Annotated in this window: 14 protein-coding genes; 12 read left to right on the forward strand and 2 right to left on the reverse strand. The window is 70.4% G+C overall.

What is annotated here, in order from left to right; translation table 11 throughout:
* Window positions 1-61: 61 nt before the first annotated feature.
* The 6 genes from AC1MGR_RS16440 (at window position 62) to AC1MGR_RS16465 (ending at window position 7,005) form a co-directional block, all read left to right on the forward strand.
* The gene (locus AC1MGR_RS16440) at window positions 62-3,163 is read left to right on the forward strand and encodes a penicillin-binding protein 1A (protein ID WP_480234820.1); all 3,102 of its coding nucleotides are present in this window, start codon (window positions 62-64) and stop codon (window positions 3,161-3,163) included.
* A gap of 102 nt (window positions 3,164-3,265) precedes the next feature.
* Window positions 3,266-4,348, forward strand: coding sequence for a hypothetical protein (locus tag AC1MGR_RS16445; protein ID WP_480232276.1), 1,083 nt, complete (start codon window positions 3,266-3,268; stop codon window positions 4,346-4,348).
* A 390-nt stretch (window positions 4,349-4,738) separates the two neighbouring features.
* Window positions 4,739-4,996 (forward strand): hypothetical protein, encoded by a 258-nt coding sequence (locus AC1MGR_RS16450; protein ID WP_108037476.1) that lies wholly within the window; start codon window positions 4,739-4,741, stop codon window positions 4,994-4,996.
* A gap of 404 nt (window positions 4,997-5,400) precedes the next feature.
* Window positions 5,401-5,856, forward strand: coding sequence for a hypothetical protein (locus AC1MGR_RS16455; protein ID WP_480232277.1), 456 nt, complete (start codon window positions 5,401-5,403; stop codon window positions 5,854-5,856).
* 184 nt (window positions 5,857-6,040) lie between these two features.
* Window positions 6,041-6,562 carry a hypothetical protein gene (locus tag AC1MGR_RS16460; protein ID WP_108037240.1) on the forward strand — a complete coding sequence of 174 codons (522 nt, stop codon included), beginning with the start codon at window positions 6,041-6,043 and terminating at the stop codon, window positions 6,560-6,562.
* A 2-nt stretch (window positions 6,563-6,564) separates the two neighbouring features.
* Window positions 6,565-7,005: a YetF domain-containing protein gene (locus AC1MGR_RS16465; protein WP_108037242.1), complete on the forward strand. Its 441-nt coding sequence runs from the start codon at window positions 6,565-6,567 to the stop codon at window positions 7,003-7,005.
* 438 nt (window positions 7,006-7,443) lie between these two features.
* On the opposite strand, the gene AC1MGR_RS16470 is transcribed toward AC1MGR_RS16465, so the two are convergent.
* The gene (locus AC1MGR_RS16470; RefSeq protein WP_108037244.1) at window positions 7,444-7,659 is read right to left on the reverse strand and encodes a hypothetical protein; all 216 of its coding nucleotides are present in this window, start codon (window positions 7,657-7,659) and stop codon (window positions 7,444-7,446) included.
* Between the two features lie 226 nt (window positions 7,660-7,885).
* Between AC1MGR_RS16470 and AC1MGR_RS16475 the strand changes: the two genes are divergently transcribed.
* The 6 genes from AC1MGR_RS16475 to AC1MGR_RS16500 all read left to right on the forward strand — a co-directional run bounded on the left by AC1MGR_RS16475 (window position 7,886) and on the right by AC1MGR_RS16500 (window position 13,265).
* Window positions 7,886-8,137 (forward strand): hypothetical protein, encoded by a 252-nt coding sequence (locus AC1MGR_RS16475; RefSeq protein WP_480232278.1) that lies wholly within the window; start codon window positions 7,886-7,888, stop codon window positions 8,135-8,137.
* Between the two features lie 179 nt (window positions 8,138-8,316).
* Window positions 8,317-9,126, forward strand: a complete 810-nt coding sequence (locus AC1MGR_RS16480) for a Crp/Fnr family transcriptional regulator (protein WP_108037246.1) — start codon at window positions 8,317-8,319, stop codon at window positions 9,124-9,126.
* Window positions 9,127-9,165: 39 nt separating this feature from the next.
* Window positions 9,166-11,529 carry a PAS domain-containing sensor histidine kinase gene (locus tag AC1MGR_RS16485; RefSeq protein ID WP_480232279.1) on the forward strand — a complete coding sequence of 788 codons (2,364 nt, stop codon included), beginning with the start codon at window positions 9,166-9,168 and terminating at the stop codon, window positions 11,527-11,529.
* Window positions 11,530-11,615: 86 nt separating this feature from the next.
* Window positions 11,616-12,428: a heme ABC transporter permease gene (locus tag AC1MGR_RS16490; protein WP_480232280.1), complete on the forward strand. Its 813-nt coding sequence runs from the start codon at window positions 11,616-11,618 to the stop codon at window positions 12,426-12,428.
* A gap of 64 nt (window positions 12,429-12,492) precedes the next feature.
* Window positions 12,493-12,657: a heme exporter protein CcmD gene (gene ccmD / locus AC1MGR_RS16495; protein ID WP_480232281.1), complete on the forward strand. Its 165-nt coding sequence runs from the start codon at window positions 12,493-12,495 to the stop codon at window positions 12,655-12,657.
* Window positions 12,654-13,265: a DsbE family thiol:disulfide interchange protein gene (locus AC1MGR_RS16500; RefSeq protein ID WP_480232282.1), complete on the forward strand. Its 612-nt coding sequence runs from the start codon at window positions 12,654-12,656 to the stop codon at window positions 13,263-13,265. The genes ccmD and AC1MGR_RS16500 overlap by 4 nt, the downstream gene beginning before the upstream one ends.
* A 12-nt stretch (window positions 13,266-13,277) precedes the next feature.
* On the opposite strand, the gene AC1MGR_RS16505 is transcribed toward AC1MGR_RS16500, so the two are convergent.
* Window positions 13,278-13,895, reverse strand: a complete 618-nt coding sequence (locus tag AC1MGR_RS16505) for a Crp/Fnr family transcriptional regulator (protein WP_480232283.1) — start codon at window positions 13,893-13,895, stop codon at window positions 13,278-13,280.
* Window positions 13,896-13,980: the final 85 nt, after the last annotated feature.

Here is a 13,980-nt window from a genome sequence, read left to right on the forward strand (position 1 = left end):
TCGGCTATGACCCGTGCGGCTCCCGCCCCGCCACGACCCAACCTCCGGTATCCCGGCCCGCATGAACATCATCCTGATCAAGCTGTTCGCCACGGCGCTGACGCTCAGTCAGGTCACGACGCGGCCGGACGCGGTGAAGACGCAGTTCGATCCCGTGGCCGACAAGGCCCAGGTGGTGCAGATCCTGCGCGACGGCTGCGCCCACATGCGCAAGGCCTTCGACATCGAGGACATCAACCTCGACGAACTGATCTCCACGGCCATGGAGGACCCGAGCGCGGTGGCGGGCGCCAGCGCCCCCAAGATCCTGCACGGCCTCGACATCGGCGAGCTGAACGTCAGCTACCGCCAGTTCTGCAAGGGCGAGAACCCCAAGGACTCGCCCTTCGACGCGGCCGAGGTCATCGCCTTCTACAACAAGGCCGTGGCCGACCTGCCCTCGGCCGAGGCCCTGAAGGAGCGCAAGCTCCCCGGCGCCAGCCTCATCCTCGACGGCGCGGGCAAGCGCTACGCCGAGGCTTTCGAGGCCAATGGCCGGCGCCTCAGCGTGCCGATCGCCGAGGTGCCGGTGATGGTGCAGAAGGCGTTCGTGGCGGCCGAGGACAAGCGCTTCGAGACCCACCGGGGCATCGACGAGCGCGGGGTGATCCGCGCCTTCATCGGCAACCTCGCCTCCCCGGGCCGCCCGGCCGGCGGCTCCACCATCACCCAGCAGGTGGTCAAGAACCTCTCGGTCGGCGACGACGTCACCTACGAGCGCAAGATCCGCGAGATGATCGTGGCCTCCCGCCTGGAGCACATTCTGGGCAAGCCGCAGATCCTGGAACTCTACCTCAACGGCATCTATCTCGGCCGCGGCGCCTACGGCATCGAGATGGCGGCGCGCAGCTACTTCGGCAAATCGGTGGGCCAGCTCACCGTGCCGGAGGCCGCGCTGCTCGCCGGCATGCCCAAGGGCCCGAACTTCTACAGCCCCGACAAGTATCCCGACCGGGCCCGCGAGCGCCGGGCCTACGTGCTGGCGCGCATGAAGGAGGAGGGCGTCATCACCGAGGCGCAGCTCGGCGAGGCCGCCAACGCGCCCCTCGGCCTGAAGCCGATCGACGCCACGCGGCGGGATTCCGGTTTTTACTTCGTCGACCACCTGGCCCGGGAGGTGCGCACCTTCGCGGGCGTGGACTCCCTCACCGCCGCCAGCCACGTGGTGCGCTCCACCCTCAATGCCGGCCTGCAGACCGCCACCGAGACCGCCCTGCAGGAGGGGCTCTCCACCTACGAGCGCTCCACCGGGCGCGCCCGCTACGAGGGGCCGGAGCTCAACCTCGCCGAGGCCGTGCGCAAGCTCGAGGCCGCGGTCCCCGCCGCCGAGGCCTCGCCCCTGGGCGTCCCCCTGCTCACGGGCGATCCGGTCAAACCGGCCCCCAAGGCCGATCCGGCCCCGAACGCCGACCTGACCGGGACGCCGGTCCCGAAGACCAGGGCCGAGCGCCGGGCGGCGGCCGCCGCCGGGAAGGCCGCGGCCGCCTCGGAGAAGGCGGTGGCCCAGGCCTCCCCGAAGGTCGAGCGCCCGAAGCCGGCCTGGCAGCGGGCGCTGGAGACCGCGCGCCCGGTCCTCTACGACGTGCACTGGCCGCTGGCCGTGGTCCTCGACACCGGGCGCGGCGGCACCGCGAAGGTCGGCCTCGCCGACGGCCGCACCGCCAGCCTCGAGCCCGGGCCGGCCCGCGGCAAGCTCCAGCCCTACGACGTGGTGCGGGTGAAGCTGCGCGACCCGAACGCGAAGGTGCCGCGCGCCGACCTGCGGGTGCGCCCGAGCGTCCAGGGCGCCGCCCTGGTGCTGGAGAACCGGACCGGGCGCATCCTCGCCATGGCGGGCGGCTTCTCCTATCCGGTGAGCCAGCTCAACCGCGTCACCCAGACCGTGCGCCAGCCGGGCTCGACCCTGAAGCCCCTCACCTACCTCGCCGCCCTCAATGCGGGCCTGCAGCCCAACACCCTGGTGCTGGATTCCGCCATCACCCTGCCGCCCATCGGCGGGGTCGGCGATTCCTGGTCGCCGAAGAACTACGAGGGCACGGGGGCCGGGGCCACGACCCTGCGCCGGGGCCTGGAATTCTCCAAGAACCTCGTCACCGCCCGCCTGCTCCAGGGAGGCATCGCCGACAAGGCGCCGGCCAGCCTGCAGAAGGTCTGCGACCTCGCCCTGGAGGCGCAGATCTACGCCGAGTGCGAGCGCTACTATCCCTTCGTGCTCGGCGCCCAGCCGGTGCGGATGGTGGACCTGGCGGCCTTCTACGCCGCGGTGGCCAACGAGGGCGCCCGCCCGGCGCCCTACGCGCTGGAATCCGTCGAGCGCGACGGCAAGACCCTCTACACCCGCGAGGCCCGGGCCCCGACCCGGATCGGCTCGGCCGACCGGGTGGCGTTCTACCAGCTCAAGACCATGCTGCAGGGGGTGACGAACCACGGCACGGCCGCGGCGCTCAGCCGGTTCTCGTCCTCCATCGCGGGCAAGACCGGCACCTCCGAGAACGAGAACGACGCCTGGTTCGCCGGCTTCACCAACGAGATCACCATCGTGGTCTGGGTCGGCTACGACAATGCCGACGGCACCCGCCGGACCCTCGGGCGCGGACAGACCGGCGGCCACCTCGCGGTGCCCATCGCCGGCACGATCCTCCAGGCGGCCTGGGCCAACGGCGTGCCGCGCACCACCCTGGCCCCGCCCTCCCCGGAGGCGCGCCAGGACCTCCTCGACGCCAGCATCGATCCGCGCAGCGGCCAGCGCGTCGACGGCGGCGGCGTCCTGGAGCATTTCCGGATCAAGGACGGCCGGATGGCCGACACCCAGTACAAGCTGCTGCCGCGCGAGACCCGGACCGCCATGCGGCCCGATCCCGAGGACGGCGACCTCGGCGCCGAGGACGAGGCCCCCGATGTCGCCGGCGGCCTGTTCGGCGGCCTCGAAGGCGCCAGACGGGCGCAGCCCGAAGCCGATCTGCTCGACCCCTACGGCGAGCGCCGCAACCGCCGGGCGCAGTCCGAGACCTACCAGCCCTGGCCGGGCACGCAGCGCTCGCCCTTCGGCGACGACGAGGAGATCCGGCCGCGCCAGCGCCGCCGCGATCCCGACTACCTGTTCGGCGACGAGCCGCGCTTCTGAGGGCGCTCCGCCCCGGGCGCGGCCCGCGCCGCCCCGCTTCCCGACCCCCTCTTCCCGACCTTCTCTTCCCGACCTCCTCCTCCCGACTTGCGAGGCCCCGACGTGCGCAGCCCACTTCCGGCAACCCTTCTCCTCGCCCTCGCCCTGACGGGCGCTGCCCGCGACCCGGCCCGCGCCCAGGAGGGCATCAAGCTCCAGCCGCCCGCGAGCCCGCCCGCCAACCCGGCGGTCTCGGAGCGGATCAAGGACGTGCCCGCCATCGAGGCGGCCGGCGTCACCGGCCTGAAGCCCGGCACCATCCTGTTCACCGACCATCGCGACGATCCGGCCAAGCCGGAGAACGGCCTCGTGCCCTATCTCGACTGGGGCAAGCTGCGCCCCGGCGAGCGGGCCGCGCTGGCGCCGCATCCGGGCTACGTCGAGCCCGACTACGTGCAGACCCTGAACGGGGTCGCCAAGCGCCGGCACGAGACCCTGAAGGTCTACGTGGCGCAGGGTCGCTTCGTGGTGGCCAAGCCCCCGGAGAGCATCGACCTCGCCGCCTACGCCACCCTGGGCTTCGTCGCCAAGATGGACCCGGTGATCAAGCACAAGGCCCTGAACCCGGCCGACGCCACCCCGAACAAGGATCCGGCCGCCGCCTTCGCCAAGCGGCCGGACCGGCCCTGGTGCGAGGTCGGCACCACCTGCATCGAGTCGCGCTACGACCTGGAGGGCAAGCTGCCCCTGGGCGTGAAGCTCGCCAACCGGCTCGAGGACGGGGCCTCGAAGAAGATCGCCGAGTTCGTCGCGTTCCAGAGCGAATTGCGCACCCTGCCCCCGGCGGAGATCGCGGCGCTCGGCACCCTCACCAAGCTCGACACGCCGGTGACCGGCGGGCTGGAGCAGACGATCTTCTGGGTCAACCAGATCCTGCGCTTCGGCAAGTTCCTGGCGGTGTTCCAGCCGATGCCGGGCGATCCGGCCAAGACCGTGGTGACCACCTACGTGGCGCTGGCGATCAAGGGCGACGTCCTCGACCGCAAGCAGGAATACGCCCGCGTGCCGGTGCTCAAGAACCTGCTCCCGGCCCAGGTGCTGATGGGCAACTCGTCCTTCAACACCGGCACCTCGATCAGCGCCGGCCTGCCGACCTACGCCCGCAACCGCATGATCGCCTTCGCGGACGCGCTGGCGAAGAACTGATGGGGATGGCCTGTGGGCGGGAGCGCCGGCCTCCCGCCCCTCGTGGGGCGGAGGCGCAGGCGGGGGTGGCTCCGCTCGGGTCGAAACCCGACCCGCTTGGCCCCGCGCGGGGTTGAACTCGACCCTTCTCGGACCCTCGGACGGTCCGCTCCGCGGCCGTTCGATCCGCGGCGATCTAAGATCGAGGTGGGTGGTTTTCCGCCGGTTCGCTTTGAAAGATGAGTCCGGAACAGCGGACATTGGCGTTCGAAAGGCTGATCGGAGCTGGCGCGGGACCTGTCTTGAACGGATATCGCGCTTGTGAAGCCGGGAGACGGAAACGCGACGAGGGCGATCTGCTTATCCCCGGTCGTCCGCGAAGGCGTGGACGCCGGATTGAGGTCCTCCTTCATGAAAACGCTTCTCCTGGCAGGTTTGGCCACCCTGATGCTGTCCCCGGCAATGGCACAAAGCGACCGGGTTCTCCGCCAGCCCGGCACCGACGGCGCGACCGTCGTGCGGGAGCCCAACAGCACCGGTAACGATCGCGACCTCGTCATTTCGCGCGGCGCGACGGGCGCCGACACCATCGAGACGGACTCGGCCGCCGGCGGCAATGCCGGGCGTCCCGAGCAGGCTATCCCGAACAGCAGCGCCGGCGGGCGCTGATCCCCGGCAGGCTCCGGCCGCCGGTTCATGCCGGCGGGCTAGGTCTGGCCCGCACATTCGCCGATTGCCGGGCGTGGCGTGTCTCCCAGCCTCCGGGGTTCCGGCGCCGCTTACGCCCGATGCGGTGGCGAATGCGCGCATCCGGTGCCTGCGTGGGTGAAGTCTGCCACGGCGGGGTGCAGAGCGTTCTTCCGCTTGCTTCGCGATGTCGACACGGGTTGCGGCTCCCTAATGGGAGCTGAATGGTCCGGTTCAGGATGAGTTGGGAGCTCTGGCCTAGAAAGCCCTCAACCCCAGCAGGCCCAGGCGCCTCTTTCCATCGGCGCTCCACGGACAGGGCCCGCCGGGGCACGGCGAGAAATCCGTGCGCAAGGCCGGCAACGACATCCTGAGGAAGATTTCCAATGAACGACATGCAGACCGTCACCGGCACCGTCTGGGCCGTCTTCGGGCACCGCTTCGCCCTCGAGGGCAAGGACGGCCGGGTCCTCGCCGACTTGGGGCCGAAGGGTGCCGAGGACATCGCGATCGCCGAGGGCGACAGGATCACGATCCAGGGCGCGCGCAAGCCCTCGGAGATCAAGGTGCTTTCCATCACCCTCGCGGACGGCACGACGCGCGACATCCTGTGGCCGAAGAAACCTCAGGGGGCCGATGGCGAGGGTGCGGACGGCAAGCACGGACCGGCGGACCCGGCCGCCGCGCTCGCCGCGGTCAAGGCCGAGGGCTACGCCGTCGAGGGGGAGCCCAAGCGCAAGCCGAAGCACTTCGAGGTCGTCGGAGCGAAGGACGGGGTCCGTCACGAGATTCACGTTGAGCTCGATGGAAGGATCCGGAAGGCCAATCCGCTGGCCGCCTGAGTCACCGAGTCGGATCACAGCCGCATTCCGGCGGGCGTGATCCGGCCCCGCCGACCGGACAGAGCGATCACGATCCCGCGTCATCGCAGATCACGGCGCTTCGTCTGGGACCCGACGGCAGGTCCGGCGACTTGGCTCCCGTCCAGGGCGGTCCCGCCCATACCCATGCCCCGGGGAAGACATCTTGGAAGTCATCCATCCCGACCCGCCGATGCGCGAGGAGATTGCGCGCGGCTTCTACCCGGCGTTCGAAGACAGGTGGCGGCGGGCCGAGGTCGTCGGCCGCTGGGTCATGGTCGCCTTCGTCGGCGCCAACGTCCTAGGGGCGTTCGGCCAGGGGCTGTTCAGCGAGCGCGAGGCCGCCAACGCGGATGCCTCGATCAGGCTCCGCTACGAGCCGGTCGTCCGGTTCGGAGCCCCCACCAAGGTCCAGTTCGACACCCGCGTCCCGCCGGGCGGCGATAAGGTCGCTGTGACCATGGCCAAGGGGCTCGCCGACCATTTCGGGCTGGAGAGCATCATTCCCCGCCCCTCGCGCTGGGAGGCCGGCGCCGACAGCATCCGCATGGAGTTCCCGGTGGTGAAGGGTCAGGAGCGGGTCACCGTTCTGTTCGCGGGCTCGCCCGGCTTTCGCGGTGGCGTCGACCTGTGGGCGCGTCTGGACGCGGGCGAGACCCTGTCCTGGTCGCAGTACTCGGTCCCGTAGCCATGAGCACCGTCTTCAAGGCCGCGGCGGCCTACCTCGTCGTCCTCTTCGTCATCCGCCTCATCGGGCGCCGAACCGCCAGCCAGCAGGCCCCTATCGACATGGTGGTGCTGTTCCTGTTCGGCGGCATGAGCGTCAGCGCCGTGCTTGGCGACGACAAGTCGTTCGTCGGCGCCATGAGCGCGATCTTCACGGTCGGCCTGATGCATGTGGCCGTGTCCTGGCTGAAGCTGCGCTACGTCTGGTTCGAGCGCATCTGCGATGGCACGCCCATCGTGGTCTATCGCGACGGCGACTGGGACGAGACCCAGATGCGGCGCCTGCGGATGCAGCAGGCCGACGTGCGGACCGCCGCTCGCCAGCAGGGCCTCGACGACATGGACCAAGTCGAAGTCGCCATTGTCGAGCGCGACGGCAAAGTGTCGATCGTCGAGAGGGAGTAGTACCTATCGTAAGGCGTCAGGTGCCGGGTACTGCCGGCCTCGAAGCGCGTTGTGAGGGCCGTCCGTTTTCAAGCACGACGTGGGTCAGTCGCCATGGCGGGGTTGGGTCGGATCCGGAACGTCCGCATGAGGGTAGAAGGTTTGGGGGCGCCTCCTACCCGCAGCAACCCTTCGCAGGGACGAGCGGAATCCGTTTCGACCCCAGCCTCCGCGGACCGAGCGTCACCCCATTATCCCGACGCCGAACCTCTCCTCCGCGCGAGGGAGATGCGCGCGCGGCCCTCCTCCCCCTTGTGGGGGGAGTTGGAGGTGGGGGTGGCTCCGCTGGCCTCAGCCGGCTGAGGGTCACCCAACCACCCCCACACCTCACCTCTCCCCACACGGGGGAGAGGGACACGCCCCGCGTCCGGGCCGTGCGCCGGGGCGAAGCCCGCCGGCTCAGTTGCCGCGGAAGGCGATCGAGGGAATCGACGGCTGGGTGTACTGGCGGTTGACGTCGCGGCGGGTCTGGGTCCCGTTGGTGTCGCTGGACTGGCGGTAGTTGCTGGTGTCGAAGGCATCCGAGATGCCGCTGCGCCCGCTCGGGCTGTCGCTGTTGCAGGCGCAGAGCCCGCCGAGGAGGGTGGCGGCGAGGGCGAAGGAAGCGAGACGCATCGGGGTGGATCCTGTGGCGAAAGCAGTGTCTGTGGTGCTGCCCGGGCCCCGCACCCGTCAAGCGCAAGGCTAACGAATCGTCGCCGGTTCCTGCCGCACTGATGTCGCCGTGCCACGAAAATGCTCACCACCTCGGCAAGGAAGCGGCGGTTCGCGGGGTGAAGATGGGGAATCGGGGCCCGCACAGGCTGGCGCTTTGCCCGCGAACACGCGAGACATAGTGCCGATGAGCAACGTCCTCCCCTTCCTCCGCCGCCCCGCCGCTCCACCGGTCGTCGTCACCGACGTGGTGGCCGTCGCCGACGATCTCTTCGCGCTGCTGGAGCAGCTGGAGCTCGTGAGCGCCCGGGCCGCCGCCATGGGACGCCCGGCCCGCGAGGTCGAGCGCACGGTCCAGAACCTCCTCGACGCCGTGACGGCCGTGGAGCGGGCCCTCGACTGCATCGGCGAAGGCGACGAGGCCGGCCAGGCGCGCTGAGGCGCGATCAGCGGCCGACCCGGCGTCCGGCCCACGCTGCGATCCGATTTGGCGCATGCCTGCACCGGGTTCCCATCAAATCGACAAATTTGTCTCACCAAGGGTCTACTTGTAGACAGACGGATGCGACGGCCCTGCGCTAGAGGCCGGAGAGACAGACGGTGAACACAGCGCGCTGCATGGGCCCGGCCTCCGATCGACCTACGGGCAACCTCCTCCTCGACGGCCTCCGGCCCGAGGATCGCGCGCTTCTCGACCCCCATCTCGATCGCCTCTCGCGGGACCGCGGCGAAGCCCTGTTCCAGGCCGGCAGCGACGTCACCTCCATCGCCTTCCCGTGCCGTCAGACGGTGGTGACCTTCATCGTCGCCATGCGCGACGGCCGCAGCGCCGAGGTCGCCACGGTGGGGCGCGAGGGGGCGGCGGGCGGCGTCGTCAGCAGCGGGTTCCTGCCCGCCTCCACGAACGCCGTGGTCCAGATCGGCGGCCCGATCCTGCGCATGGACGCCCTGCGCCTCCAGGAGGCCAAGCGCCAATCCCCGGCCCTGCGCAACCTGTTCACCCGCTACGCCGACTGCCTGCTCGCCCAGGTCCTGCAATCGGTGGCCTGCAACGCCCTGCACCCGATCGAGTCGCGCTGCCTGCGCTGGCTCCTGACCCTGCAGGACCGCATCGGCACGGACGTCCTGCCGGTGACCCACGAGCTCCTCGCCACCATGCTGGGCGTCCAGCGGACCTACCTCACCCGCATCCTGCGGGCCCTGCAGCAGCAGGGCCTGATCGAGGTCGGGCGCGGTCGCATCAGCGTCCGCAACCGCGTGCTGGCGGAGACCGCCGCCTGCGAGTGCCACGGCGTCGTCCGGCGGCACTACGAGACGGTGCTCGGTGCGGTCTACGATCCCGGCGGCGCCCTCGTGGCGGTGGAGCCGCCCCCCGACCGGCGGGAGACGGACGCACCGCGCGAACTCGCCACATCCGAACCGGCCTGACCCTCCCCTCCGCAGAGCTCCGCCCCTCCGCCTGCCCCGATGATCCAACCCGCCGCAGACCCGCAGCCCGGCCAGGCCCCGGACGAGCCGCTCCCGGCCGCCGGGGACCGGACGTCTGCGGGCGCGCCGAATTGCGACCCGTCGTCCGACGAGCCATCCTTCGACGACCCATCCTCCGACGACCCGTCCTTCGATCCTGCCGACGCGGCGCTGCTCCTGCGCCTCGCCGCCGGCTCGGCCGGCCTCGGCCTGTTCGCCTACGACCCCGCCTCCCGCACCCTCCGGTGCGACGCCGGAATCCGGCACCTGCTCGGCCTCGCCGCGCCGGAGCCGGTCATCGACATGGACACCCTCCTCGCGACCCTCGATTCCGGGGATCGCACCGCTCTGGCCGCGGCGTTCGGCGCGGCCCTCGATCCGGCGGGGTCCGGGACGCTGGACTGCACGGTCCGATGCGCGACCTCGACACGACCTCGCTGGATACAGGCGCGGGCGCGACGGGTGGTCGACCAGGGGCGCCCCGCCCGCCTCGTCGGCACCCTGCAGGACCTCACCGCGGCGCGGTCGGCCGAGATCGCCGCGCGCGCCACCCACGACGCCCTGCGCGACTGGGACCTCGCCACCGGCGCCGTCCAATGGAATGCCGCCCTGACCACAGCCTACGGCTGGGCACCCCCGGAGGTCGTGCCGACCCACGCCTGGTGGCTCGCCCGGATCCACCCGGACGATCGCCCCGGCGTCGAGGCCGGCCTGCGCGCCGCCCTCGCCGGCGGCGGCGAATCCTGGAGCCAGGAGTACCGCTTCCGGCGCGCCGACGGCACCTACGCGGAGGTCCTCGACCGCGGCTCCCTGGTCCGCGGCCCGGACGGGAGCCCCCTGCGGATGATCGCCGCGATGCTCGATCTCACCGAGCGCAACCGCGTCGGCGCCCAGTTCCGCGCGGTGTTCCAGGGCGCCAATATCGGCATCGTCCAGTTCGATCCGCGGACCGTGCGCGCCTTCGCGGTCAACGCCAAGCTCTGCGAGATCTGGGGGGCGCCGGAATCCGAGATCCTCGGCCATTCCCTCGCCCGCTGGACACCGCCCGAGGACGACGACGACCGGTCGGCGCTGCACGAGCGCCTCGCGGCCGGCGAGACCCTGCAGCTCCGCCTGGAGAAGCGCTACCGCCGCATGGACGGGCGCATCATCTGGGCACGGGTCAACCTCGTCTCGCAGCGCCTCGGCGGCGAGGTCCACGCCACGGCGATGATCGAGGACATCACGGAGGAGAAGCGCGCCGATGCCCGCCGCGAGGCGCTGATCGCCCTCGGCGACCGCCTGCGCGACCTGCACACCCACGCCGACGTGGTCGCCGCCACGGCCGAGAGCCTGGGCCGGACCCTCCTGGTCGCCCGGGCCGGCTATGCCCAGGTCGATCCCGGCGGCCAGATCGCCTCCCTCAACCCGGACTGGACCGCCGAGGGAGACGCGGATCCGACCTGCGCCGTCGGCCTTCCGACCGCCTCTCGCTCGACCCTGGCCGCGAGCGTCGACCGTCTGGGGCGCGGCGACGTCATCAGCGTGGCCGACATCGCGGCGACGCCCGAACGCGTCGACGACCCGGAGGGCTATGCCCGGCTCGGGATGCGCGCCGTGATCAAGGTGCCGGTCCTCCGGCGCGGCCGCCTCGTGGGCATTCTCTACGTCCTGGATCGCCATCCCCGCGACTGGAGCGCCGGCGAGATCACCTTCGCGCGCGAGGTGGCGGAGCGCGCCTGGGGCGGCCTGACCCGCGTCGAGGCCGACGAGCAGCAGCGCACGTTGAACCGGGAGTTGAGCCACCGTCTCAAGAACACCCTCGCGATGGTCCAGGCCATCGCCTCGCAGACCCTGCGCAACGTCACCGACATCGAGGCCGCCAAGGAAGCCCTGGCCGCCCGTCTCATCGCCCTCGGCAAGGCGCACGATATCCTCCTCGCCGGGGTGCACGAGAGCGCCGAGATGGAGGCGGTGATGCGTGGCGCCCTCTCGATTCACGACGATCGGCAACCCGGCCGCTTCGAGGTCGCGGGCCCGCCGGTCCTTCTCGGATCGAAGGCGGCCCTGGCCCTCGCCCTGATGCTGCACGAACTGGCGACCAACGCCGCCAAGTACGGTGCGCTCTCGGTTCCCGACGGACGGGTCAGCGTCCACTGGACCCTCGACCCAGACGGCACCGCGGGCGGGGCGACCGTTCGGCTGATCTGGTCCGAAGCGGACGGGCCGCCGGTCACGCCGCCCACGCACAAGGGGTTCGGATCGCGACTGATCGAGCGCGGCCTTGTCGGTGCCGTCGGCGGTACGATCGAGCTGGATTACCGTCCCACCGGCCTCGTCTGCTGCGTGGTGGCACCGCTGGAAGGTTTCCAGTCCAGTGGCTGATCACCCGAGGACGTGAGCGGGTCGCGCCTCCTGCGCGTAACCCACGCATTGCCGCTGCACCGCACCCTGCGCTAGAGGGCGAGACCATGTGGACACGCCTCGCCCATCCCGGTCACTTCCTGCGCTGGACCCAGCCCGTGATGCCCTGGCTCGCCGGGTTGTCGGGCCTGCTCCTCGTGGCCGGTCTGTATCTCACCTGGTTCGTCGTGCCGCCCGATTATCAGCAGGGCGAGACCGTACGGATCATGTACATCCACGTGCCTGCGGCCTGGCTCGGCGTCTTCTTCTACGGCGCCATGGCGATCTCGGCCATCGGAACCCTCGTCTGGCGTCACCCCCTGGCCGATGTCGCCCAGCGCGCCGCCGCGCCGATCGGGGCCGCGTTCACGCTCATCTGCCTCGTGACGGGGTCTCTATGGGGCAAGCCCATGTGGGGCACCTACTGGGTCTGGGATGCGCGCCTGACCTCGATGCTCGTGCTGTTCCTGATCTATTGCGGGATCATCGCCCTGTGGCGGACGATCGAAGATCCCAACAGGGCCGCCCGTGCCATCGCCATCCTGACCCTGGTCGGCGCGGTGAACCTGCCGATCATCAAGTTCTCGGTGAACTGGTGGTCGACCCTGCACCAGCCGGCCTCGATCATGCGTATGGGCGGTTCGTCCATCGATCCGAGCATGCTCTACCCGCTGCTCGAGATGATCCTCGCCTTCACGATCCTCGGCGTCACCCTGCACCTCTATGCCATGCGCACCGAGATTCTGCGCCGCCGCGTTCGGGCCCTGACCCTGCGCGAAGCCGAACGCCTGGATGCCGGCCCGTCCGCCGCACGTGGGGCGTCGATGAGCCAGGGGCCGAAGGGGCAGGCGCCGATCGGTCGGGTCGTGCAGAGCCTGTGAGCCCGGCGTCGATGCGGGCCGAAGCGACCGGCACCCTGGAAACCTCACGCGTGAAGTCCCACCCATGACCCTTGGCCAGCACGCCGGCTACATCCTCGGCGCCTATGCCTTCACCGCTGTGGTGATCGGCGGGCTCATTCTCCATGCGCTACGCGATCATCGCGCCCGGAAGCGGGAGCTGGATCGCCTGCAGGGCGAGGTGCAAGACGGGTCGGGAGTCCGCGCGTGAGCGCTCCGCAACCCTCGGCGCAGACCCCGGAACCGGTCCGGCGTTCGCTGCTGGTCATCCTGCCGCTCGTCACCTTCGCGGTTCTCGCCGGGATCTTCTTTCTGCGCCTGCGCTCGGGCGCCGATCCCGCCGCCATTCCCTCCGCCCTGATCGGCAAGCCGGCCCCAACCTTCACCCTTCCGGCGATGCCGGGCCTGGTTGCCCAGGGGGCGCCCGTTCCCGGCCTCTCCCATGCCGACCTCCTCGGCAAGGTCACGGTGGTCAACTTCTGGGCTTCGTGGTGCGCGCCCTGCCAGATCGAGCATCCACAGCTCATGCGATTGGCGCGCGAGCCTGGCGTCCACTTGGTCGGCATCGACTACAAGGACACGTCGGAGAATGGGCGCCGTTTCCTGACCCGGAACGGCGTTCCATTCCAGGCCGTGGGCCTCGATACGGAGGGACGAACCGGGATCGATTTCGGCGTCTACGGTGTCCCCGAGACCTTCATCATCGGACCGGATGGTACCATCCGCGACAAGCTCGTCGGAATTCTGACCCCGGAGAGCTATCCCGGTGTGCTGGACAAGATCCGATCCATCGGATCGGCGACCGCCGCCCCTCGATGACTCGACGGGCGCTCAGCGCCCGGCCGGCAGCAGGCGGCGATATTCCGTCTCCGGCACGCCGTAGCTGTCCCCTGCCGCAGCCTTGAGCTTGTCGCGGTCCAGCACCTGGACATGCGAACGCCGTGCCTTGATCATGCCGGCGCCCTCCAGACTATGGATCGCCGTCGTCACGCCAGGGCGGCGCACGCCGAGCATCGTCGAGAGGAACTCGTGGGTGACGGGGAATTCGTCTCCGTCCACCCGATCGTGGCACATCAGGAGCCAGCGTGCGAGGCGCTCCTCCAGTGTGTGGCTGCCGTTGGAGAGCGCGGTGCCGGCAGTCTGCAGATGGGCCACATAGGCGTAATGCGCGAAGATCCCTCTGAGGACCCGCCGTTCCTCGATGAGGCGCCGGAATGCCGCGGCTTCGACCCGCACGGCGTCCCCCTCGATCTGTACGAAGGTCTCGTGGGGTGTCCGGTCGACATCGAGGAGCAGTGGGACCCCGACGATCCCCTCGGGCCCGGTGATACACACCTCGATCCGTCGGCCCTCGGGCGTAGCGGCAACCTCCGAGGCGATGCCCGATTCGAGGAAATAGACGTGCGTGATCGACTTGTTGGCGGCGATCAGGATGTCTCGGCGCCCCAACGCGACGCCTTCGGCAACGGATTGGATCGCCTCAAAATCATCAGGACTGAGGATGCTGAGGAGGTGATTTCGAACGTATCGCTGT

This window comes from Methylobacterium sp. BI1, assembly GCF_056680125.1.

Excerpts from the sequence above, each read along its gene's own strand:
- AC1MGR_RS16440 (WP_480234820.1), top strand. The coding sequence starts at position 62 with ATGAACATCATCCTGATCAAGCTGTTCGCCACGGCGCTGACGCTCAGT.
- AC1MGR_RS16450 (WP_108037476.1), top strand. The coding sequence starts at position 4,739 with ATGAAAACGCTTCTCCTGGCAGGTTTGGCCACCCTGATGCTGTCCCCG.
- AC1MGR_RS16455 (WP_480232277.1), top strand. The coding sequence starts at position 5,401 with ATGAACGACATGCAGACCGTCACCGGCACCGTCTGGGCCGTCTTCGGG.
- AC1MGR_RS16465 (WP_108037242.1), top strand. The coding sequence starts at position 6,565 with ATGAGCACCGTCTTCAAGGCCGCGGCGGCCTACCTCGTCGTCCTCTTC.
- AC1MGR_RS16470 (WP_108037244.1), bottom strand. The coding sequence starts at position 7,659 with ATGCGTCTCGCTTCCTTCGCCCTCGCCGCCACCCTCCTCGGCGGGCTC.
- AC1MGR_RS16475 (WP_480232278.1), top strand. The coding sequence starts at position 7,886 with ATGAGCAACGTCCTCCCCTTCCTCCGCCGCCCCGCCGCTCCACCGGTC.
- AC1MGR_RS16480 (WP_108037246.1), top strand. The coding sequence starts at position 8,317 with ATGGGCCCGGCCTCCGATCGACCTACGGGCAACCTCCTCCTCGACGGC.
- AC1MGR_RS16485 (WP_480232279.1), top strand. The coding sequence starts at position 9,166 with ATGATCCAACCCGCCGCAGACCCGCAGCCCGGCCAGGCCCCGGACGAG.
- AC1MGR_RS16490 (WP_480232280.1), top strand. The coding sequence starts at position 11,616 with ATGTGGACACGCCTCGCCCATCCCGGTCACTTCCTGCGCTGGACCCAG.
- ccmD (WP_480232281.1), top strand. The coding sequence starts at position 12,493 with ATGACCCTTGGCCAGCACGCCGGCTACATCCTCGGCGCCTATGCCTTC.